This is a genomic window from Pseudomonas sp. R11-23-07, from assembly GCF_003852295.1.
Taxonomy (GTDB): domain Bacteria; phylum Pseudomonadota; class Gammaproteobacteria; order Pseudomonadales; family Pseudomonadaceae; genus Aquipseudomonas.
Map to the genome: position 1 here is coordinate 5,446,845 of NZ_CP027761.1, position 21,799 is coordinate 5,468,643.

Annotated in this window: 19 protein-coding genes and 1 pseudogene; 5 read left to right on the forward strand and 15 right to left on the reverse strand. The window is 61.1% G+C overall.

Going from position 1 to position 21,799, the window contains the following annotated elements; all coding sequences use genetic code 11:
- The first annotated feature begins 285 nt into the window (after positions 1-285).
- On the forward strand, positions 286-1,788 hold the full coding sequence (gene ppx / locus C4J84_RS25095) for an exopolyphosphatase (protein WP_124364918.1): 1,503 nt from the start codon (positions 286-288) through the stop codon (positions 1,786-1,788).
- 656 nt (positions 1,789-2,444) lie between these two features.
- On the opposite strand, the gene ppk1 is transcribed toward ppx, so the two are convergent.
- The gene (gene ppk1, locus C4J84_RS25100) at positions 2,445-4,667 is read right to left on the reverse strand and encodes a polyphosphate kinase 1 (RefSeq protein WP_124372247.1); all 2,223 of its coding nucleotides are present in this window, start codon (positions 4,665-4,667) and stop codon (positions 2,445-2,447) included.
- 44 nt (positions 4,668-4,711) lie between these two features.
- A pseudogene (locus tag C4J84_RS25105) lies at positions 4,712-4,960 on the reverse strand (porphobilinogen synthase); the annotation flags it as partial.
- Between the two features lie 208 nt (positions 4,961-5,168).
- On the opposite strand from C4J84_RS25105, the gene C4J84_RS25110 reads away from it, so the two are divergent.
- On the forward strand, positions 5,169-5,804 hold the full coding sequence (locus C4J84_RS25110) for a DedA family protein (protein WP_124364920.1): 636 nt from the start codon (positions 5,169-5,171) through the stop codon (positions 5,802-5,804).
- Here C4J84_RS25110 and C4J84_RS25115 read toward each other — a convergent pair.
- The gene (locus C4J84_RS25115) at positions 5,785-7,020 is read right to left on the reverse strand and encodes a sterol desaturase family protein (protein WP_124430755.1); all 1,236 of its coding nucleotides are present in this window, start codon (positions 7,018-7,020) and stop codon (positions 5,785-5,787) included. The genes C4J84_RS25110 and C4J84_RS25115 overlap by 20 nt on opposite strands.
- A gap of 113 nt (positions 7,021-7,133) precedes the next feature.
- Here C4J84_RS25115 and elbB point away from each other — a divergent pair, with 113 nt between their 5' ends.
- Positions 7,134-7,799 (forward strand): isoprenoid biosynthesis glyoxalase ElbB, encoded by a 666-nt coding sequence (gene elbB, locus C4J84_RS25120; protein WP_124364922.1) that lies wholly within the window; start codon positions 7,134-7,136, stop codon positions 7,797-7,799.
- Between the two features lie 106 nt (positions 7,800-7,905).
- Here the strand turns inward: elbB and C4J84_RS25125 are convergent, their stop codons facing one another.
- The 5 genes from C4J84_RS25125 to C4J84_RS25145 all read right to left on the reverse strand — a co-directional run bounded on the left by C4J84_RS25125 (position 7,906) and on the right by C4J84_RS25145 (position 13,660).
- Positions 7,906-8,361 carry a YaiI/YqxD family protein gene (locus C4J84_RS25125; protein WP_124430757.1) on the reverse strand — a complete coding sequence of 152 codons (456 nt, stop codon included), beginning with the start codon at positions 8,359-8,361 and terminating at the stop codon, positions 7,906-7,908.
- Between the two features lie 2 nt (positions 8,362-8,363).
- Positions 8,364-10,256 (reverse strand): cytochrome c/FTR1 family iron permease, encoded by a 1,893-nt coding sequence (locus tag C4J84_RS25130; protein ID WP_124436251.1) that lies wholly within the window; start codon positions 10,254-10,256, stop codon positions 8,364-8,366.
- A gap of 200 nt (positions 10,257-10,456) precedes the next feature.
- Positions 10,457-11,089 carry a LysE family transporter gene (locus C4J84_RS25135; protein ID WP_124368783.1) on the reverse strand — a complete coding sequence of 211 codons (633 nt, stop codon included), beginning with the start codon at positions 11,087-11,089 and terminating at the stop codon, positions 10,457-10,459.
- Between the two features lie 88 nt (positions 11,090-11,177).
- On the reverse strand, positions 11,178-11,750 hold the full coding sequence (locus C4J84_RS25140; protein ID WP_015886482.1) for a mechanosensitive ion channel family protein: 573 nt from the start codon (positions 11,748-11,750) through the stop codon (positions 11,178-11,180).
- Positions 11,750-13,660, reverse strand: coding sequence for an ATP-binding cassette domain-containing protein (locus tag C4J84_RS25145; protein WP_124368784.1), 1,911 nt, complete (start codon positions 13,658-13,660; stop codon positions 11,750-11,752). The genes C4J84_RS25140 and C4J84_RS25145 overlap by 1 nt, the downstream gene beginning before the upstream one ends.
- A 50-nt stretch (positions 13,661-13,710) precedes the next feature.
- Between C4J84_RS25145 and C4J84_RS25150 the strand changes: the two genes are divergently transcribed.
- Positions 13,711-14,175 carry a TIGR02444 family protein gene (locus C4J84_RS25150; protein WP_177412760.1) on the forward strand — a complete coding sequence of 155 codons (465 nt, stop codon included), beginning with the start codon at positions 13,711-13,713 and terminating at the stop codon, positions 14,173-14,175.
- Here C4J84_RS25150 and C4J84_RS25155 read toward each other — a convergent pair.
- Positions 14,172-15,272 (reverse strand): AlgP family protein, encoded by a 1,101-nt coding sequence (locus tag C4J84_RS25155; protein ID WP_124436252.1) that lies wholly within the window; start codon positions 15,270-15,272, stop codon positions 14,172-14,174. The two genes, C4J84_RS25150 and C4J84_RS25155, sit on opposite strands and share 4 nt — an antisense overlap.
- Positions 15,273-15,463: 191 nt before the next feature.
- Here C4J84_RS25155 and C4J84_RS25160 point away from each other — a divergent pair, with 191 nt between their 5' ends.
- Complete coding sequence (locus C4J84_RS25160) at positions 15,464-16,141, forward strand: FKBP-type peptidyl-prolyl cis-trans isomerase (protein WP_124436253.1); 678 nt, start codon at positions 15,464-15,466, stop codon at positions 16,139-16,141.
- Positions 16,142-16,193: 52 nt separating this feature from the next.
- Here C4J84_RS25160 and rsd read toward each other — a convergent pair whose 3' ends face one another.
- The 6 genes from rsd to hemC all read right to left on the reverse strand — a co-directional run bounded on the left by rsd (position 16,194) and on the right by hemC (position 21,697).
- Positions 16,194-16,652 (reverse strand): sigma D regulator, encoded by a 459-nt coding sequence (rsd, locus tag C4J84_RS25165; RefSeq protein WP_124372254.1) that lies wholly within the window; start codon positions 16,650-16,652, stop codon positions 16,194-16,196.
- Positions 16,653-16,869: 217 nt separating this feature from the next.
- Positions 16,870-17,382, reverse strand: coding sequence for a disulfide bond formation protein B (locus C4J84_RS25170; RefSeq protein WP_124436254.1), 513 nt, complete (start codon positions 17,380-17,382; stop codon positions 16,870-16,872).
- 237 nt (positions 17,383-17,619) lie between these two features.
- On the reverse strand, positions 17,620-18,861 hold the full coding sequence (locus tag C4J84_RS25175; RefSeq protein ID WP_124436255.1) for a heme biosynthesis protein HemY: 1,242 nt from the start codon (positions 18,859-18,861) through the stop codon (positions 17,620-17,622).
- A gap of 5 nt (positions 18,862-18,866) precedes the next feature.
- A complete protein-coding gene (locus tag C4J84_RS26570; RefSeq protein ID WP_256660116.1) occupies positions 18,867-19,982 on the reverse strand; it encodes a uroporphyrinogen-III C-methyltransferase in 1,116 nt (371 codons plus the stop codon).
- Positions 19,983-20,000: 18 nt separating this feature from the next.
- Positions 20,001-20,759: a uroporphyrinogen-III synthase gene (locus tag C4J84_RS26575; protein WP_256681370.1), complete on the reverse strand. Its 759-nt coding sequence runs from the start codon at positions 20,757-20,759 to the stop codon at positions 20,001-20,003.
- On the reverse strand, positions 20,756-21,697 hold the full coding sequence (hemC, locus tag C4J84_RS25185; RefSeq protein WP_124436256.1) for a hydroxymethylbilane synthase: 942 nt from the start codon (positions 21,695-21,697) through the stop codon (positions 20,756-20,758). The genes C4J84_RS26575 and hemC overlap by 4 nt, the downstream gene beginning before the upstream one ends.
- Between the last annotated feature and the right edge of the window lie 102 nt (positions 21,698-21,799).

The following is a 21,799-nucleotide window of genomic DNA, read 5'->3' on the forward strand; positions in this document are numbered from 1 at the left end:
CTGCTGGTCATTTAAACCCAATTTAAAAGTAGGCTAAAACAAAATACCCGATGACATAATCAAACGCGTCCTGTAGGGAAAATCAAAACGCGGCTTTACTACGAGGCGAAGTTAAAACTCCTACAAAATTAATTCACTACTCCCCTGCTTGTCATTCGATGACATCCTACATATCTCACAAATTACCCCCACAGACAGCCGCAGAAAAATTACCGAAGCACAACGCGTTGGCTCCAGCGGTCGATCGTGGCACGATGGCAAGGTTATCGACCGAGACCCCAAACCATGCCGCAATCCCAAGCCAAGAACCTGTCCCTGATCGCTGCCATCGACCTGGGCTCCAACAGCTTTCACATGGTCGTGGCCAAGGCCCAGAACGGTGAAATCCGCATCCTTGAGCGGCTCGGCGAGAAAGTGCAACTGGCTGCCGGGATCAACGACGAACGCCAGCTCAATGAAGAGTCCATGCAGCGCGGCCTCGACTGCCTCAAGCGCTTTGCGCAACTGATCAACGGCATGCCGCCTGGCGCTGTACGAATAGTGGGCACCAACGCCTTGCGTGAAGCCCGTAACCGCAACGAATTCATCCATCGCGCCGAGGAAATCCTCGGGCATCCGGTAGAGGTTATTTCCGGTCGCGAGGAAGCACGCCTGATCTACCTCGGGGTCTCCCATACGCTGGCTGACACCCCGGGCAAACGCCTGGTGGCGGACATTGGCGGTGGCAGCACCGAATTCATCATCGGCCAGCGTTTCGAACCCCTGCTGCGCGAAAGCCTGCAGATGGGCTGCGTCAGCTACACGCAGCGTTATTTCAAGGACGGCAAGATCACCCCGGCGCGCTATGCCCAGGCCTACACGGCGGCGCGGCTGGAGATCATGAGCATCGAACACGCCCTGCACCGCCTGAGCTGGGATGAAGCCATCGGCTCTTCCGGCACCATCCGTGCCATCGGCCTGGCGCTCAAGGCCGGCGGCCATGGCACCGGCGAGGTGAATGCCGAAGGCCTGGCGTGGCTCAAGCGCAAGCTGTTCAAGCTGGGGGATGCCGAGAAGATCGACTTCGACGGCATCAAGCCTGACCGCCGCGCCATCTTCCCCGCCGGCCTGGCGATTCTTGAAGCCATTTTCGACGCCCTCGAACTGCAACGCATGGACCACTGTGACGGCGCCCTGCGCGAAGGTGTGCTCTATGACCTGCTCGGTCGCCATCACCATGAAGATGTGCGTGAGCGCACCCTCAGCTCGTTGATGGAGCGTTACCACGTAGACGTGGAGCAAGCGGCGCGCGTAGAGCGCAAAGCCCTGCACGCCTTCGACCAGGTGGCCGATGACTGGGACCTGCAAAACGGCGTATGGCGTGAACTGCTGGGCTGGGCCGCCAAGGTGCACGAGGTGGGCCTGGACATCGCCCATTACCATTACCACAAGCACGGCGCCTACCTGATCGAACACTCGGACCTGGCCGGGTTCTCACGGGAAGACCAACAGATGCTCGCGCTGTTGGTGCGCGGCCACCGCCGTAATATTCCCAGGGACAAATTTGCCGAGTTCGGCAAAGACGGCATCAAGCTGATTCGCCTGTGCGCGCTGTTGCGCTTTGCCATCCTGTTCCACCACATCCGTGGCACCCAGGAAATGCCCCAGGTGAAGCTGCGCGCCGACGGCGACAGCCTGGAAGTGATGTTCCCCAAAGGCTGGCTGGATGAAAACCAGCTGACCCAGGCGGACTTCGCCCAGGAAGCGGAGTGGCTGACGCGGGTGGGGTTCAGCCTGAACCTGCATTAAAGAACACCACAAAACAAATGTGGGAGGGGGCTTGCTCCCGATGCGGTGTGTCAGTCACTTGATACTTTGACTGAGACACCGCCATCGGTGCATAGGTATCTACACAACTGTGTGGCAGCAGCCTACGCTAACCACGATGCGAAGCGAGTCGCTCTTGATTTTGCTTTTGATCTAGGCGCCCCGTTAAACCACGCTGGCCGGAATTCGATATTGATTTGGGGGGTAAACCGGCAGGGATGCCGGTTTAGCCGCCCCGCGCCATGGATGGCGCGTGGCGGCGGCCCCCCAAATCAATGTCGGATTACGGGCACACCGAGCCTAGGCGAGGTGCCGAGTGGTGGGGCAAGAGCGTTTTGCTTACTTTTGCGCTTTTCAAAAGTGAGACGCCGTAAGGGCGGAACCCTAAGCCGCCGTTACCGCAGCAACGGATATGTACTCGCTCTGATCCAACATCCTGGTCGGCTGTCAGGCCGCCATCGGGAGCAAGCCCCCTCCCACATTTGGATCGCGCGGCATCAGTCAGATAGCTATAGGCCGCCAGGTCGCCACGGGAGCAAGCTCCCTCGCCACAGGTTCAGGGCTACGCCAAAGTTGTGTAGATACCCATGGCCATCGGGGGCAAGCCCCCTCCCACATTGGATCGCAGCGAACCTTGCTTAATTCACCGTCAGGATCGGGCTGCCCAGCTTCTCCAGCAACGTGGCCTGCGCACTGCGCGGGTTCTGGTTCCCGGTCGGTGTGTTGCGCACATACCGCCCATCCGACTGCAGGCTCCAGCTGTGGGTGTTGTCGGTCAGGTAGCTTTCCAGCTCCTTCTTGACCCGCATGATCAGCTTCTTGCCCTCCACCGGGAAGCAGGTCTCCACGCGCTTGTCGAGGTTGCGCTCCATCCAGTCGGCGCTGGAGAGGAACATCTGCTCTTCGCCACCGTTGAGGAAATAGAACACCCGCGTGTGCTCCAGGAAGCGGCCGATGATCGAGCGCACATGGATGTTATGCGAGACGCCGACAATGCCCGGGCGCAGGCAGCACATGCCACGGACCACCAGGTCGATGCGCACGCCCGACTGGCTGGCCTTGTACAGCGCGCGGATGATCTTCGGATCGGTCAGCGAGTTGAATTTGGCGATGATGTGCGCCGGCTTGCCCTCGAGGGCGAACTGGGTCTCGCGGGCAATCATGTCGAGCATGCCCTTCTTCAGGGTGAACGGCGCGTGCAGCAGCTTCTTCATGCGCAAGGTCTTGCCCATGCCGATGAGCTGGCTGAACAACTTGCCGACGTCCTCGCACAGGGCGTCGTCGGACGTCAGCAGGCTGTAGTCGGTATAGAGCTTCGCGTTGCCGGCGTGGTAGTTGCCGGTGCCCAAATGGGCGTAACGCACGATTTCACCGGCTTCGCGGCGCAGGATCAACATCATCTTGGCGTGGGTCTTGAAGCCGACCACGCCATAGATCACTACCGCACCGGCTGCTTGCAAGCGGCTGGCCAGTTGCAGGTTGGATTCCTCATCGAAGCGCGCTCGCAGCTCAATGACCGCCGTGACTTCCTTGCCGTTACGCGCAGCGTCGACCAGGGCATCGACGATTTCCGAGTTGGCGCCGGAGCGATACAGCGTCTGGCGCACAGCCAGGACGTGCGGGTCCTTGGCGGCCTGGCGCAACAGGTCGACCACCGGGGTGAACGACTCGAAGGGGTGCAACAGCAGAATGTCCTGCTTGCTCACCACGCTGAAGATGTTCTCGCTGTTTTGCAGCAGTTTCGGGATTTGCGGTGTAAACGGCTTGTATTGCAGCTCCGGGTGGCTGTCCAGGCCGGTGATGCTGAACAGGCGCGTCAGGTTCACCGGGCCATTGACCTGGTACAACTCGGATTCGGCCAGGTTGAACTGCTTGAGCAGGTAATCCGACAAGTGTTTCGGGCAGGTATCCGCCACTTCCAGGCGCACCGCATCGCCGTAGCGCCGCGAAAACAGCTCACCGCGCAGGGCACGGGCCAAGTCTTCGACGTCTTCGGAGTCCAGCGCCAGGTCGGCGTTACGGGTCAGGCGGAACTGGTAGCAGCCCTTGACCTTCATGCCCTGGAACAGGTCATCGGCGTGCGCATGGATCATCGACGACAGGAATACATAATTATCGCCAGCGCCCCCTACTTCTTCGGGTACCTTGATGATTCGTGGCAACAGGCGCGGCGCCGGAATGATCGCAAGGCCCGAGTCGCGGCCGAAGGCGTCGATGCCTTCGAGCTCGACGATGAAGTTCAGGCTCTTGTTCACCAGCAACGGGAACGGGTGCGTCGGGTCGAGGCCGATCGGGGTGATGATCGGTGAAATCTCGTCACGGAAGTAACGGCGCACCCAGGTCTTGATCTTGGTGGTCCAGTGCCGGCGACGGATGAAGCGGACCTGATGTTTTTCCAGCTCCGGCAGCAGGATATCGTTGAGGATCGCATATTGGCGGTCCACATGGCCGTGCACCAGCTCGCTGATGCGCGCCAGGGCCTGGTGCGGTTGCAGGCCGTCGGCACCGGCTTGCTCACGGGCGAAGGTGATCTGCTTCTTGAGGCCGGCGACCCGGATCTCGAAGAACTCGTCCAGGTTGCTCGAGAAGATCAACAGGAACTTGAGCCGCTCCAGCAACGGATAGGACTCATCCAGCGCCTGTTCCAGCACGCGAATGTTGAATTGCAGTTGGGACAGCTCGCGGTGGATGTACAGGCTGCTGTCATCCAGGTTGGTAACCACGGCCACTGGCGCCGGCGCCGGCGCTTCGGCGGCCACCACAGGCGGGGCAGGCTCAAGCTCCGGCGGGGTCTCGGTGACTTGTTCAACCACCGGATGAGCGTCTTTTACGGCAACTTCTGTAAGTCCTTCGGTATTCATCGAGTGTTCCTGTGAGGGCTATGGTTGCTCTCTAAGCAATTGGGCAGCGCCGAGATTCCCAGTTCCACCCAATGGGCGGCTTCTTCGAGCAGCAGGTCAATGCTCAAGCGCTCCACCCCCGGCATCAAGGCCACCGCTTCCCGGCGATTTTCACCGTCCAGCACGAATACCGGCAGGATCATATCATTCGTCGTCAGTACATTTTCACGTACCAGACGGCGAGAAAAATCATCACGGCGGTTGCGGCGCAGACGTGTGGCGGGAAATAGCCGGTTGGCGGGGATAAAGCTCACGACAGACTCCTGAGCCCGCGTTTACGGGCGGGCGGTGCAGTTATAAGCGGCCATTATGACGAATGAATGACAGTTGTGCTTATCGATGCGACCTGAAGTCGCATTCGGCATTTGCGTAGGAATTGTTCACTTCGTGACACATCTCGATACTTTCATGAATCTTCGTGAAGGCGTAGGCTGCGCGTTCATTTCGCCAGCACCCTAGACCATGCTTCAACAATTTCTGCATGACTTCGGCTACTTTGCCCTCTTCCTCGGCACGTTCTTCGAAGGCGAGACCATCCTCGTGCTCGCAGGCTTCCTGGCGTTCCGTGGATACATGGATATCAACCTGGTGGTGGTCGTTGCCTTTTTCGGCAGCTACGCCGGCGACCAGCTGTGGTACTACATGGGGCGCAAGCACGGCCGCAAATTGCTCGCGCGCAAACCGCGCTGGCAATTGATGGGCGACAAGGCGCTGGAACATATCCGCAAGCATCCGGATATCTGGGTGCTGAGCTTTCGGTTCGTCTACGGTTTGCGCACGGTGATGCCGGTGGCGATTGGCCTGTCCGGCTACCCACCTCTGCGGTATTTGATCCTCAACGGTATCGGTGCGGCGATATGGGCGGCTGCGCTAGGGGCTGCGGCCTATCATTTCGGCGCGGTACTCGAAGGCATGCTCGGCAGTGTCAAGAAATACGAGCTGTGGGTGCTGGGCGCCTTGCTGGTACTGGGCTTGGGCCTGTGGCTGCGACGCCGCGTCAAGAATGCCCGCATCGCCCGCGAGGCGTGTGCCGAAGCCAAGGCCCGGCTCGCTGCCGAACCCGCCCCGGTCGAACCCCCTAAGACGCCAGGCGAGTAACCCGGCTTCTGCAGCAGTAGAGGCCGATCACGCTGAGCAGGCTGTAGCTCAGCAGCGCCAGCCAGCCCAGAGTGCTGGCCGGCCATAGCGCGACCCACGGGGCCAGCCATACCAACGGCAGATTCAGCCCAAGGCGCACCCCTTCTGCCTTCAGCGCCCACGGGCGATTCTCCAGTGCGACTCCCAATGTGAACAGCCCCAGGGCCATGGCGCCCCAGCCCAGCACCAGCGCCGCCGTGGGCAGGCCTTCTGCGAAATTCATCAAATAACTGCCAAACCCCACATAGACCGCAAACTGCACGGCAACGTACACCTGCTGGCGCGTATCCAGCGGCACCTCGAATTTGCGGAACCGGGCCAGGTCCGGCTTGGCCAGCGGGTACCTGGCTTTTACATCTGCGGGTCGCCAGCCAGTACGCATGAACCAGATGCGCAGCTTGTCCCAGCGGTTCTCAGTACGACGGGCATCGCTCCACAACTGCGCATAAAACTGCAGGTTCGCCCACAGCGGATTCCAACTGGCCAGGGGCGTGGTCACGCCGAAAATCACCGGTTCATTGTCGTCTTCTTCCTGGAACGTGCCGAACAAGCGGTCCCAAAAAATGAACACCCCGCCATAGTTGCGATCCATGTAGAGGGCGTTCTGCGCGTGGTGGGCACGATGATTGGACGGTGTAACGAAGAACACCTCGAACCAGCCGAGCTTGGGCACGTGACGTGTATGCACCCAGAATTGATACAGCAGGTTGAGCGAAGCCACACTGACGAACACCACCAACGGCACACCGAGCACGGCCAGGGGCAGGTAGAAGATCCAGCTCAACAAAAAGCCGGTACTGGTCTGACGCAACGCAGTGGTGAGGTTGTAGTCCTCGCTCTGGTGGTGCACTGAGTGCGCAGCCCACAGGATATTGCGCTCATGGCCCAGGCGATGCAGCCAGTAGTAGCAGAAGTCGTAGAACACAAAGGCGAGCACCCAGGTCCACACGCTCTGGGCCGACCATTCAATCAGCGCCAGGTGCTTGAGGGCGAATGCGTAGGTGAGCAAACCTACGCCCTTGGTCAACAACCCGGTGGTGGTAGACAGCACGCCGGTGCTGAGACTGTTGATAGCGTCGGCGACTCGATAGTTGCGCGCACCGCGCCAACGGTCAGCCAGCAGCTCCACCACGATCAAGGCAATGAAAAACGGTACCGCGTAAGGCACGAAGTCCATGGGCTAGTCCGGTCTATTTTTGTTACATCAGATTAGTGCAGTCCCATGAGATCCCATTGGCAACAGGTTACAAATTAGTAGACATTTAACGCCATGAATCAGGAGAAATGCCCATGAGCAAAAAGATTGCAGTGATCCTTTCCGGCTGTGGCGTGTACGACGGTGCAGAAATCCATGAAAGCGTGATCACCCTGCTGCGCCTGGACCAGCGCGGCGCTCAGGTTGAGTGCTTTGCGCCAGATATTGCGCAACTGCATGTGATCAACCACCTTACCGGCGAAGAAATGCCCGAATCGCGCAATGTGTTGGTGGAGTCAGCGCGCATCGCCCGAGGCGCGGTGAAAGATATCCGTGAGGCCAACGTGGCTGACTTCGATGCGCTGATCGTGCCGGGCGGGTTTGGCGCGGCGAAGAACCTGTCGAATTTCGCAGTGGAAGGCGCCGGCTGCAGCGTCAATCCGCAGGTGCTGGAGCTGGCGGAAGCCTTCGCCGAAGCGGGCAAGCCGGTGGGGCTGATCTGCATTTCCCCGGCCCTGGCCGCAAAAATCTACGGCCCGGGCGTGATCTGCACCATCGGCAACGATACCGACACCGCAGCGGCCTTGGACAAAATGGGCGCCACCCACCAGGAATGCACGGTGGAAGATATCGTCGAGGACAAGGCACGCAAGTTGGTGAGTACACCGGCGTATATGCTGGGCAAAAATATCAGCGAGGTGGCGTCGGGCATCAACAAGCTCGTGGACCGGGTGCTTGAACTGACCCACGAAGACGACTAACGCCCTCTTCCTGTAGGAGCGAGCTTGCTCGCGAAGAACCTGAGAGCGCCGCGTTCATCCAGAGTGCCCGCGTTTTCGTTGCCGTTCTTCGCGAGCAAGCTCGCTCCTACACAGGCTTCATCAAACGGGTAAGCAGGCGGTCCAGCGCGTTGGCGAACGCCTGTTTGTCCTTCTCGCTGTGCGGCGGCGGCCCGCCGCCCATCTGGCCTTGCTCGCGCAAGTCGGTGAACAGGTTACGCGCTGCCAGGCGCTCACTCATGTTTGCCGGGCTGAACTCTTTGCCGCGCGGGTCGAGGGCCGTGACCCCTTTCTTGACCAGGCGGTCGGCCAGGGGCACATCGCTGCAGATCACCAGCTCGCCCGGCATGGCATGTTCTACCAGGTAGTCATCGGCCGCATCAGGACCACTGGGCACCACGATCAGCTTCACACAGGCAAAGCTGGGTTTGATCTGGCTCTGGCCGGCCACCAGCACCACGTCAAACTGGCGCTTGAGGGCGAACTTCACCACCTGATCCTTGGCCGCCCGCGGGCAGGCGTCCGCATCGATCCACACCCGCATGACTATGCCGCCACCCGCTTCTCGGCCAGGCGACTGCGGCCATACAGCACCACAATCGCCAGGATCGCCACGGCCTGCGCACTCAACGAATACGCATCGGCGTGGATGCCCAACCAGTCGAAGTCAAAGAACGCCACCGGCCGCGTGCCGAAGACGCCCGCTTCCTGCAATGCTTTGACGCCATGCCCGGCGAACACCACCGACAGTGCGCACAGCAGCGCGGCGTTGATACCGAAGAACAGCGCCAACGGCAGCTTCGCCGAACCGCGCAGGATCACCCAGGCCAGGCCCACCAGCAGCACCAATGCGGTGGCACCACCCGCCAACACCGCGTTGTGCCCGGCCGGGCCGGCTTGCAGCCACAGGGTTTCGTAGAACAGGATCACTTCGAACAGCTCGCGGTACACCGAGAAGAAGGCCAGCAGCGCAAAGCCGAAACGCCCACCACCGCCCACCAGGCTGCTCTTGATGTAGTCCTGCCACGCCGCCGCGTGGCGCCGGTCGTGCATCCATACGCCCAGCCACAGCACCATCACGCTGGCGAACAGCGCCGTGCAGCCTTCCAGTAATTCACGCTGGGCGCCGCTGACATCAATCACATACGCCGCCAGCGCCCAGGTAGCCAAGCCGGCCAACAGCGCCAGGCCCCAGCCGACGTTGACGCTGCGCACCGCCGACTGCTGGCCGGTGTTACGCAGGAAGGCCAGGATCGCGGCCAGCACCAGGATCGCTTCCAGGCCTTCGCGCAGCAGGATCAGCAAACCGGAGATGTAGCTCAACGACCAGCTCAAGCCATCGCCGCCGAGCAAGCCGGCGGACTCGCTGAGCTTGCCCTTGGCTGCATCCAGGCGCTGTTGCACCTGTTCGATCGGCAGCCCGTCCTGCAAGGACTGGCGGTAGGCCATCAGCGCCTTCTCGGTGTCTTTGCGCACGTTGGCGTCGACGTTATCCAGCGAGCTTTCCACCAGCTCGAAACCTTCCAGGTAAGCGGCTACCGACAAGTCATAGGCTTGCTCGTGGTCGCCGTTACGGAACGCGGCCAGGCTTTTGTCCAGGGTGGCAGCGGTGTAGTCGAGCAACTGTGCCGGGCCACGCTTGACCTGCGGCGGCTGTGCGCGTTGGGCGCGGAAGGTCGCTGCCACCGCCGGGCCGTCAGCGGCCAGTACTTCGTTGGGCGTCTGGCGTGCCAGGTCGGCCAGGTTGAAGGTGTGTTCGCTGTTGACCGCAGCCGGGTCAGCCGTGAAACCTGCGATGTAGGCGGCGAGGTCCCAGCGCTGGCGGTCATCCAACTGGTCGGCAAAGGACGGCATGTCAGTGCCTTCGACACCCAGGCCCAGGGTGTTATAGATCGCGTAGAGGCTCAGGCGATCCAGGCGCGTGGCATCGCGCAGGTTAGCGGGCGGCGGGGTCATGCCCATGCCTGCCGGGCCATCGCCAGCGCCGGCCGTGCCGTGGCACACCGAACAATGCTGGGCATACAGCGGCGCACCGCGCGTAGGGTCGGGGGTAATCGCCGGCGCCTGGCTGACTTCATACGCCACCGCCAGCCTGGCGCCCAACTGACGGGCCTGGTGAGCAACGGTTGCGCCGTCTGCATGGGCGGTGACTGCCGCGAGCAACTCATCGACGCCCTTGATCAACTCGACGCGTTCGGGTTTTTCCGGCAGTTGCGCAACCAGCCCCTGCAACACGCCCAAGAACTCCACCTGTTCGCGAAATTCCGATTCGTCCACCACCTTGCCCGCCTCCACCGTGGGCGGATAGTCAGCGCCAATGTAGTCAAGCAAATGCAACGCCTGGGGTGCGCCTTCGGCCGTCGCGGCCAACAGATTGAAGCTGCACGACATCAACGCCGGCAGCATCAGCCAGGCGAGAAAACGGAAGGGGGCAGTCATGAATGAATCTCAAGTGGAAATACGAAGTAACACTATTGTTGAGCTTTAACGGATTTGACTCAAGGTGTTATTTGGCATTGCCACAAACCAATGTGGGAGGGGGCTTGCTCCCGATGGCGGTGGTTCAGCTAGCGATGAGCTGACTGGTACCCCGCCATCGGGAGCAAGCCCCCTCCCACATTTTGATCCGGTTTCGTCAATTACACCGTGGCGCGATGCAGGCTGGCGAGGAAACCGGCGGCGCCGACGAACAACCCGGCGAATGTGCGGTTCACGCGCTTCTGCTGCTTAGGCGAGCGCAACAGGCGCAGGACTTTCGAGGCCAACCCCGTATAACCGGCCATCACGATCATATCGACGCTGATCATCGTTGCACCAATGATCAGGTACTGGACCGCCAACGGCGCCTGTGGATTCACGAACTGCGGCAATACCGCGAGCATGAACACCAACGCCTTCGGGTTGCTGGCGTTGACCAGAAAACCACGAAACATCATGGCCATCGGCTTGCCAATCGGGCGTACTGCGGCGTCATCGGTCATGTCCATGGGCAAGGCGCGCCATTGCTTGATGGCCAGGTAGACCAGGTACGCCACGCCAAACCATTTGATCGCATAAAACGCGGTGGAGGACGTCGCCAGGATGGCACCCAAGCCGCCCGCCACCACGGCAATCTGCATCGCCAGGCCCAGCTGCAGGCCAATGGCGTTCCAGTAACCGCGTACGAAACCGTATTGCAGGCCGCTGGACATCGAAGCGATGGCGCCCGCGCCGGGGGAAAGGGAGATGATCCAACTGGCCAGGAAAAAGGCCAGCCACGTGTCGAGTGCCATTGCACACCTCGGAAAGGAGTTTGCGGTTGTGCCTTAAGCTAACGCTGCCGGCCAAAGGCTGGCTATCAATTTTTGCAGGCGGTGATTTCTAGCGGTCGCCAGGAAACACATGGGTACCGGGCCAACGCCGCACCGAGCGCTGGAAGAACAGACTGTTGGGCACTTGTACCATCGCGCTGTCCGTACCGGCCTCTGCCACCTCGACCAGCGTGGTATAGAGCAGATTGATCGCCACGACGCGCCCTTTCACACCGGGTTTGTCGACGGTGTCCACCAACTCGACGATGTCGCCGAGGCGAAACGGCCCCACGGTGAAGATCAAGATGGCGCACAGCAAGTTGGACAGAACCGACCACATGGCGAAGAACGCCACCGCCGCCACTGCCACAAACCCTGACAGCGCCGTCCACAGCACCGTGGCGGATACGCCCAGGCGGCCCAACACGAAGATCAGCGCGCTGCCCATGATCAGCCAGCGCAGGCCACCGCGCAGCGGCATCAACAACTGTGGCGGGAACGGATAGCGCTCACCCAGACGGGTCAGGCCTTTGGCGACAAACCGCTGGGCAAGATAACCCGCCAGCAGGATCAGCAGGATTTGCACGCCGATCCACACAGGCTCGATCCATTGCGCCGGCAAAGGCAGCTGCAACGCTTCCATCAGGACAGCGCCTCCAGCTCCGCTTGCAGGGTTTCAAGCACTTCGAGGGCTTCCATCCAGGATTCCTCCAGTTGCCCTTCTCGCACCTTGAGCCGGGCCTGTTCGGCCAGCAGGTCGCGCAGTTCATCCTTGCGCGCGGCCTCATACACCGCGCTGTCGCCCAGGCTGGTTTCGATCTTGGCCAGGCGCTCATGCACCTTGCCCAATTCGACTTCCAGCTTGTCGGCTTCGCGCTTGTGCGGCGCCAACTGCTGACGCAGCGCGGCGGCAGCCTGGCGCTGGGCTTTCTTGTCGGTCTTGTCCGGGTTGACCGGTGTGTTACTGGCCGGCGCATTGCGCAGACGGTAGTCGGTCAGCCAGCGCGCATAGTCGTCCAGGTCGCCGTCGAATTCCTCGACCTTGCCGTCGGCCACCAGCAGGAAGTTATCGGTGGTGCTTTTGAGCAGGTGGCGATCGTGAGACACCACCAGTACCGCGCCACTGAATTCCTGCAGGGCCATGGTCAGCGCCAGGCGCATTTCCAGGTCCAGGTGGTTGGTCGGCTCATCGAGCAGCAGCAGGTTCGGGCGGTCCCAGGCGATCAGGGCCAGGGCCAGGCGTGCCTTTTCGCCACCGGAAAAATTCAGCACCGGCTCATCGATACGCGCGCCACGGAAGTCGAAACCCCCGAGGAAATCACGCAGGGTCTGTTCGCGCTCGGTGGGCGCCAGGCGCTGCAGGTGCAACAGCGGGCTCGCCTTGGAATCCAGCGAGTCCAGTTGATGCTGGGCGAAGTAGCCCACCACGGTGTTCTCGCCACGGGTCAGGCGGCCGGCCAAGGGCTCCAGTTCGCCCGACAGGTTCTTGATCAGCGTCGACTTGCCCGCGCCGTTAGGCCCCAGCAAACCGATGCGCGCGCCAGGCGTGAGCTGCAGCTTGACCTTCTCGAGGATGGTCTTGTCGCCATAACCCAGGCGTGCATCCGACAGATCGAGCAAGGGGCTGGAGATTTTCACCGACTCACGGAACACGAAGTCGAACGGCGAATCGACATGGGCCGCCGACAGCTCTTCCATGCGCTCCAGCGCCTTGATCCGGCTCTGAGCCTGCCGCGCCTTGGTGGCCTGGGCCTTAAACCGGGCGATATAGCTTTCCATGTGCGCGCGCTGCGCCTGCTGCTTCTCGAAAGCTTGTTGCTGCTGGGCCAGGCGTTCGGCACGGGCGCGCTCGAAGGCGGTGTAGCCACCCCGATAGAGCGTGATTTTCTTCTGTTCGACATGGGCGATATTGTCGACCACGGCGTCGAGGAAATCCCGGTCGTGGGAAATCAGCAACAGGGTGCCCTGATAGTTCTTGAGGAAGTCTTCCAGCCACAGGATCGCATCAAGGTCCAAGTGGTTGGTCGGCTCGTCGAGCAGCAACAGGTCCGAGGGACACATCAGCGCCTGGGCCAGGTTCAGGCGCATGCGCCAGCCGCCGGAGAAGTCGGCGACCGGGCGATCCATCTGTTCATTGGTGAAACCCAGGCCGGCGAGCATCTTGCGGGCGCGGGCATCGGCGGTGTAGCCGTCGGCGCTGTCCAGCTCAGAATGCAGGCGGGCTTGGGCGGCGCCGTCCTGGGCTTGTTCTGCGGCGGCGAGGTCGTGTTGCACCTGGCGCAGGCGCAGGTCGCCATCGAGCACGTAGTCGATCGCGATGCGGTCCAGGGTGTCGATCTCCTGGCGCATATGGGCGATGCGCCAGTCGGCCGGCAGCAGGCAGTCCCCGGAATCCGGGGTCAGCTCACCCAGCAACAGGGCGAACAACGTGGATTTGCCGGCGCCATTGGCACCGATCAGGCCGGCTTTGTGACCGGCGTGCAGGGTCAGCTCGGCATCTTCAAGAAGACGCTGCGGGCCACGCTGTAATGTTAGGCTTTGAAGTCGGATCATAATGGCGGCGGAGTCTACCAGCTTCGTTGGCCGCTGGCTTGGGTGTGAATATGTGCGCTGACCTGTGGAGCTTTGCCCTCTCGACTTACGCCCGCCCCGGCGTTGAGGCTGCTTGCCTGCGGTTGCAGGCGCAAGGCGCGGATGTGTGCCTGTTGCTGTGTGGTGCGTGGCTGGAGCAACGGGGTGTGGCGCGGTTGCCCGAACGCGTGGTGGCGCTGCAGCAGCTTGCGCGGCCATGGCGCACGCGTGTCGTCGAACCCTTGCGCGAAGTCCGCGTGCAATGGCGGGCGCTGGCACAGCAGGATGCGCAGTTGGCTGAATTACGGCGTCAGGTCAAAGCATTGGAACTGGAGGCCGAGCGAGCATTACTGACACGCCTGGAAGCGCTGGCGAAGACATGGCCGACCAACGAGGGGAAAGGGCAATACGAATGGCTTGAAGACCTGGCAAGCGAAGCCGCCGACCTTGACCACAACGCGCTGCAGCAGCTGCGCGTTGGGGTCACCCGCACTTAGGAAGCGCTGGTTGGGGTGGTGCTTGGCGCTACCGGTGCAGAGGTGCTGCTGGCCGATGCGGTTGGAGCGGAGGACGTTGCCGGAGTAGCGGCAGGTGCCGCAGGAGTTGCTGGCTTGGCAGCAGTGGTTTTAGCAGCTGGCTTGGTGGCTGGTTTGGCAGCGGCGGTTTTAGCGGCTGGCTTGGCGGCTGGTTTCGCAGCAGCGGTTTTAGCGGCTGGCTTGACGGCTGGTTTCGCAGCAGCGGTTTTGGCAACTGGCTTGGCGGCTGGTTTCGCAGCAGCAGTTTTGGCAGCTGGCTTGGCGGCTGGTTTCGCAGCAGCAGTTTTGGCAGCTGGCTTGGCGGCTGGTTTCGCAGCAGCAGTTTTGGCAGCTGGCTTGGCGGCTGGTTTCGCAGCAGCAGTTTTAGCAGCTGGCTTGGCGGCTGGTTTGGCAGCAGCAGTTTTGGCAGCTGGCTTGGCGGCTGGTTTGGCAGCAGCAGTTTTGGCAGCTGGCTTGGCGGCTGGTTTGGCAGCAGCAGTTTTGGCAACTGGCTTGGCGGCTGGTTTGGCAGCAGCAGTTTTGGCAACTGGCTTGGCGGCTGGTTTGGCAGCAGCAGTTTTAGTCGCTGGCTTGGCGGCAATTTTAGCCGGCGCCTTCGCTGCAACAGCTTTGCTCGCTGGCTTTTTGGCCGCGCTGGCGGTGACGGCTTTTGCCGGCGTACGCGCGCCAAGGGCCTTGGTGACGGCTTCTTTCACACGACCAATGCCCTGGGCCAGTTTCAGGCTTTCCTGAGCGTCTTTTTTGAGCTGGGAAATGTAGGTGCGGGTTTCGGCTTGACGGTCTTTGAGGGCGTCCAGCAGGTCCTCAAGTTCGTTAACCGCATCTTTGGCCTTGGCTTGTGCCTTGGCTTTGCCGGCAGTGGCGGCGTCTTGCAATTTGGTGCGGGATTTGTGCAGCTTTTCTTGCGCTTTGCCGCGTTGTTTTTCCAGTTTGGCGAGCAGTTTTTCTGCATCGGCCAAGGCCTGGGAACAAGCGCTTTCCAGATGTTCGAGCAAGCTGCCCGACAATTGTTGGAGTAAGTGCAACGGGGTATTTACAGGCTTCTGTTTGGCCGACATGGTTTACCTCCTGGCTGACGTGGGTGCGGCTCATACTAGCCCTCTGCTCTTACCGCCGCTAGGCCATGTTGACAGTATCGTTTGCGTTGCGTTGCAACGTACGAAAATTCTTATCGATATAACAGAAAACCATCCCACTGCTCAGCCACTCACGCTGGCATAATCCGTCGCACTTTCGGCGGAGAACACCCATGTCGCGTTACCTTTTCCTAGTGCTTGGCCTGGCGATTTTCAGCGCCGATGCGAGCGAGCAATCGCCGCCAAAAACCGCTACTCAAGACCAGCACGACCTCGCCTACAGCCTGGGCGCCAGCCTCGGTGAGCGTCTGCGCCAGGAGGTGCCCGACTTGCAGATCCAAGCCCTCGTCGACGGTCTCAAACAAGCCTACCAAGGCAAACCATTGGCACTGGATGACACCCGCATCGAACAAATTCTTGCTCAGCATGAGGCACAGAACGCCACCGACGCCCAAGTGCCGCAGAGCGAAAAAGCACTCGCTGCCGAACAGCAATTTTTATCGAAGGAAAAAGCTGCAAAGGGTGTGCGCGAATTGGCGGACGGCATCCTACTCACCGAGTTGACGCCGGGCACCGGCAACAAGCCGTTGGCAACTGATGAAGTGCAGGTGAAATACGTAGGTCGACTTCCCGATGGAAGCGTGTTCGATCAGAGCGCACTACCCCAATGGTTTCGCCTGGACAGCGTGATCAGTGGCTGGAGCAATGCATTGCAACAGATGCCGGTGGGCGCGAAATGGCGCCTGGTTATTCCCTCGGCCCAAGCCTATGGCGCGGACGGCGCGGGCGAATTGATCCCACCCTACACCCCCCTGGTCTTCGAAATCGAATTGCTCGGGACTCGCCACTAGCCCATAAAAAACGGTGCGACATGCGCACCGTTTTTAATTGCATCTCAACGCTTCATGCCGGTGTAGCCGGCTCTTCTTTGTGAGCGTTGTGCAGCACTTCAATCAGGCAATCTTCCAGTTCGAAGCGCTCATGCAACAGGGCGCCCAACTCTTTGAATTTTTCAGCAACACACTTCCCCGCATCGCACAGGTCAGTGAACGCCAGCAGCTTTTCAGTGATGACATCGATGCGCGGGTAAAGGGTCTCTGCCAACTCCAGGCCACGCTGGTCGTCGAACGCTTCCGCCTCTTTGGTGAGTTGCTCGTAGACGCCGAAATGACCTGCAGACACATAGTCCACCAGCACTGCGCAGAAATCTTGCAGCGGCTCGCGATTCTCGGCCAGCGCCTCGGGCTTGGCACCTAGCGCATCAAAGGCCCGAACCAGTTCGTGGCGTGCCTTCAACCAGCTGTCGATCAGCTTATGCACCCCACCCCAGCGTTCCTGAGCATTCTGACAACTTTCCAGCATGATGATCTCTCTTCCCTATGGGGACGCTGCTGCCGTGTGCCCGTGCAACACTTCAAGGTTAAAGCGGCAGCCGGACAAGGCCACGTCTGACAAGCGGTTTCGATAACGCGTGCGGGCCAGATTATGCCCGCATCACTATGGCTTCAAGGTACGCAGGAGAGAAAGTTCATACAAGCGTTTAATCCCATCCTACGACATGAACCGTATTTTCCTCGGTTTACGCTAGATAACGCCGACTGAGCAACAAGCGAGAAAGCGGCGTGGCACCCAGAATCAGCATCGCCACGAAAAACAACAGACTCCACTCCGGCAGGCTGAGGTCAAATAGCGTCCAATTGATTTCGACGCAATCGACGGTGCCCTTGAAGGCTGACCGAGCAGCCTGCCAAAACGACAGGTTTTCAATCATGTAATCAAGGGTTGGCCAGCACTTCGGCATTTGGTCCGACGCAGTGTTCTGCAGCAGCACCTGGCGCCCGGCGGTGACGGCGCCAAACAACGCACACCCCATGCTCGCCAGCCCATACACATACACACCGGAGCGGCCAGGGTTATGAAGGACCGCGATCAGGTTGATCAGTACAAAGGCAGCAAGCAACAACCGTTGCACCTGGCACAAAAAGCATGGCTGCAACAGTGCGCCATATTCCAGATAGAAAGACACGCCCAACGTCAGCGCACCGGCCATGAACGCCAGGAAAAACAAGGAGCGTAAGGGGGCCAAAGACATTGTTTATCCGCACCGCAAGAGATAGGTCGCTACGGTAGAGGAAAGGCCCGACCCCTTTCAATACGCCTTGGAGCAGACAATTCCGCTAAAACACAGGGAGATCCCGCCAGCACACTGAGGAAATCGCCCTTCAAGACGTAAGAATTGGTTACGAGCCCACTTAAGCCGAATGTTTACATAGGGTTATGGGATTGGCTTCTGGATCCGTCTGAGCCAACCCATTGCTCCTTTCCTACTTCAAGCTCGGGCGGGGGCTGGCAACGGTGAGGCCAGCAGACGATTGTCGAGTAACCCCAAGCCTTCCTGGAACAGCTGGTTGCTGCGTTCGGTATCACCCAATTGGGCCAGCAGGCGGGCCAATTCGGCACAGGCTTCGGGATTGCGCTGAACCTGCAGGCTGCTTTCCAGATAATCACGTGCCTTACCCCACAGGCTGTTCTGCAGGCACAGACGGCCCAGCGTCAGCAATAGGCTGGCATCGCCCGGATGATCCTTCAGCCAGCCTTCGGCAAACTTCAACTGACGGGCCGGGTCGCTGCCGCGCAGCAGGCCGTAGAGCCGAATGAGATGGCTGTCATAACTGCGCTTGAGCGCACCGCGCAGTGCTTCCTCGGCCTTGGCGTCCGCACCCAGTCGACGCAGTTGGTCAGCATACGCCAACACCAGTTGCGGCTCCTGACGCTGGGCTGAAGTCAGTTGCTCCCAGGCGCGATCAAGAGATCGCAAGCCGGCCTCGCCCGGCTCCTCACGGTATGCGGCCAGGCTGAGGTTTTCTCCCCAGGCCCGGCGCTCCAGTTCGGCCAGTTCACTGGCCGGCAGCACCTTGTCCTTACGCAGTTCAGGCAACAGGCGAATCACCGCCGACCAATCACCGCGCTGCTGGTGCAGCCGCTGCAGCTGTCGCAGGACCTGGGCATTGTGAGGATGGCGCTCATGCATCGCCTGCAGGGTGACCAGGGCACCTTCAGTATCGCCACGGTCCATCTGCAATTGCGCATGGCTCAAGGCAACGGCCAGTTCCGCCTGGGGCTGGCGAGCCAGCGCACGCTCCAGCAAACCATCCGACTCTGCATAACGCCCCAACTCATTGGCCGCACGCGCCGCACCAAGGTAGTACAGCAGTGGTTGGCGCTCCGCTTCTGCGGCACGGTGCAGGTGGCGTTCGGCACTGGCCCAGCGGCCTTCGGCCAGGTCCATCTGGCCTTGCTCGATTGCAATCTGCACGCGGCGGCTGCGATTGCGCCGCGACCAGGGGTTGACCACGCCACCCGAGGCAGTGACCAGGCTCAGCAGGACGCGAATCAGATAGATCGCCAGGCCTATGGCAAACACCGCCACCAAGGTGGCCCACAGGCTCGATTCGTAATGCAGCACATGAGGATAGGTAATCAGCACGTAGCCGGTGTGTTTCGAAATACCCACGGCCAACGCCAGGGCGATCGCAATTGCCAGCACCAGGATCACATAGAAACGCTTCATCGGTTCTACTCCTGGGCCGCAGGCTTGGCAGCCGAAGCCTTGGCTTCGTCGGCAGACAGATGACGACGCTCAAGGTACGCCTGCACAGCCGCGAGGCTCGCGGCCAGGTCAGGCGTCACCACCGACACAGCCTTGGGCTCGAGCTCGGCGATACGCGCCAGCATCGCCTTGCTCTGCGGGTTGTCCTGGTTGAAGTTATCCTGCAGTACGCTGCGCGCTTCACCCAGCGACCGGCTATACACCGCCGATTCGCCGTTGAGTGCTGCCCACTGCGCTTGCTCCAGCGCCAGGCTCAGGGCCAGGCGCACCTGATTCAACCCCTGGCCCGCCAGCAGCGGACGAATGTTGTCATCGGGATTGAAGTCGATACGGAAATAACGGGATATCTGCTCCCACCATTGGCTCAACTGATTGCCCGTATCGCTGGTCGGACGGCCCTGGGAAGCGGGCTCCGTGAGTTGATACTCCGGGGCGATCGCCGCCAGTTGCACCACTTGGTCGCGCAATGCGGCCAACTGCAGGTACAACCCGGTGCGGTCCGGCTGTTCGGTGCTGCGCAGCGCCGCCAGGCTCTTGGCTAGTTGCTCGCGCGCGGCGAACGCGCCGGGGTCGCTCTGCTCACGCAGAATCTCGTCGGCACCCTGGACCAGCGATTGAGCGCTGTTGATGTCCTGCAAGGCCGACAGACGCAAGCTGGCCAGACGAATCAGATGCTCGGCCTCGGCCAGGCGCCAATCCTTGCGGCTGGCACCCAGTACGGTTTCCAGGCGCTGGTTCAGGCGTTGCTGGTCACCCTGCAACTGGGCGACCAGGCGTCGGCGCTCTTCCAGCTCATCGGCGCCGGGCAACTGCGCCAGGCGGGCGGCCAACTGTTGCTGGCTCTGCTTGAGGCTCTGGGATTGGTCATCCAGGGTCTGTACCTGACCCAGTTGCTGCTGGCTGCTGGCTTGCAGGGCACGGACCTGCCAGATTCCCCAGCCGCCGGCGGCAACGCCCGCAGCGCCAAGCAGCAAAGCGACGACTGCCAGGCCATTGCCACGGCGTGGCGCGGCGACCGGCGTTCCGACCGGCGCATCGAGCGCGGGCTGAGCTTCATCTTTAGGCAAGGCTGTTTCGCTCACGTATCCGTCCTTTGCGTATCAGAGAGTGGGAACGGGATGACTCCCTAACGCCACTAACAAAGCCGCAGCACTCGCGCCGCGACAATCCACAACTTTTTCTGCGCCAGCGGCCCGCGCCATCTCGTAGACGCGCGGGCTGGGCACGAACAACGGCAGCTGCGCCACCTCAGGCCAATCGGAGCCGGCCACGGCCTGCAAGTGTAAAAAACCTTGCCCACTGCTGACCACCACGCCGTTCAAGCGTTCCAACTGGATGCGCTGCGTCAGTGCGCCTGGGTCGTAGGCCGGAAGCAAACGGCGATACAATTCCAGATAGTCGACACTAACACCTCGCTCGCGTAAACGCTCCGCGAGCAGCTCCCGACCGCCCTCGCCGCGCAGGATCAATACCCTGGCGCCAGGGAGTGCGATAGCCTCGCGCAACGCCAGCAATTGAAGCAAGGCCTCGCTGTCGTCAGCCGTTGGCGGATAGTGCACGTCCAGACCCTGCTCGGCCAGTATCTGTGCAGTTGCGGCACCGACACTGAACCACGGCAATCGCGACCAGGACGCGCTCAATTGTTGCAGGGCAAGACGCGCCGCCGGCTTGCTCACCACGATCACCGCGCAGTAGCGCTGCAGCGCCCCGAAGACTGCCCGTTGTTCAGCCGTAACCGGCAAGGCTTCGATCTCCAGCAAGGGTAACTTGCTGCTGAAAACACCCGCATCGGCCAATGTCGCCGCCAAGGCTGCCGATTCTTCGGCAGGCCGTGTGAGCAGCAATCGCCACTGGGTCACTGCGGGCCGGCCTCGCCGTAGACTTTTTGCAGAATGGCGCCGGCGCCCTTGCTCAGCAATTCCTCGGCGACCAGGATGCCCAGGGCCGTGGCCTCACGTTGCGGGCCGCGCACTTGCGCGGTCAGCAGCGTGCCGCCGTCCGGGTCCCCGACCAGGCCACGCAACCACAGGTTTTCACCTTCGAGCACGGCATAGCAGGCAATCGGTACCTGGCAGCCACCGTTGAGGTGCTTGTTCAGGGCGCGCTCGGCGGTGACACGAACCTCTGTGTCCACGTGATCCAGCGGTTTGAGCAGTGCATGAATTTCGCTGTCGGCGGTACGACATTCAACACCGACTGCACCCTGCCCTCCAGCGGGCAAGCTGTCCTCGACGCTGATTGCATGGGTGATGCGGTCTTCGAAACCCAGGCGGATCAGGCCGGCAGCGGCGAGGATGATCGCGTCGTACTCACCCGCATCCAACTTGGCCAGGCGCGTGTTGACGTTGCCGCGCAGAAAGCGGATCTGCAGGTCGGGGCGACGGGTCAGCAATTGGGCCTGGCGACGCAGGCTGGAGGTGCCCACGATGCTGCCCAGGGGCAAGTCATCCAGGGAGGCATAGGTGTTGGAAACAAAGGCGTCGCGTGGGTCTTCGCGCTCGCAGATGCAAAAAAGGCCCAGGCCTTCAGGGAAATCCATGGGCACGTCTTTCATCGAATGCACGGCGATGTCGGCTTCGTTCTCCAGCAGCGCGGTTTCCAGTTCCTTGACGAACAAGCCCTTGCCGCCAATTTTCGACAGTGGCGAGTCCAGCAATTTATCGCCGCGACTGACCATGGGTACCAGGGTCACCCTGAGGCCAGGGTGGGCCTGCTCAAGGCGTGCTTTGACGTATTCGGCCTGCCATAAGGCCAGGGCACTTTTACGGGTGGCGATGCGGATTTCGCGAGAAGACATGGATCAATCCGTACTGAATAGATACGGCAGATAATAACAGCTCAGGCAAATACGCTTTGATTTGAATCAGCAAGTGCGGGGCCTCCCTGGCCGCGTCGCACC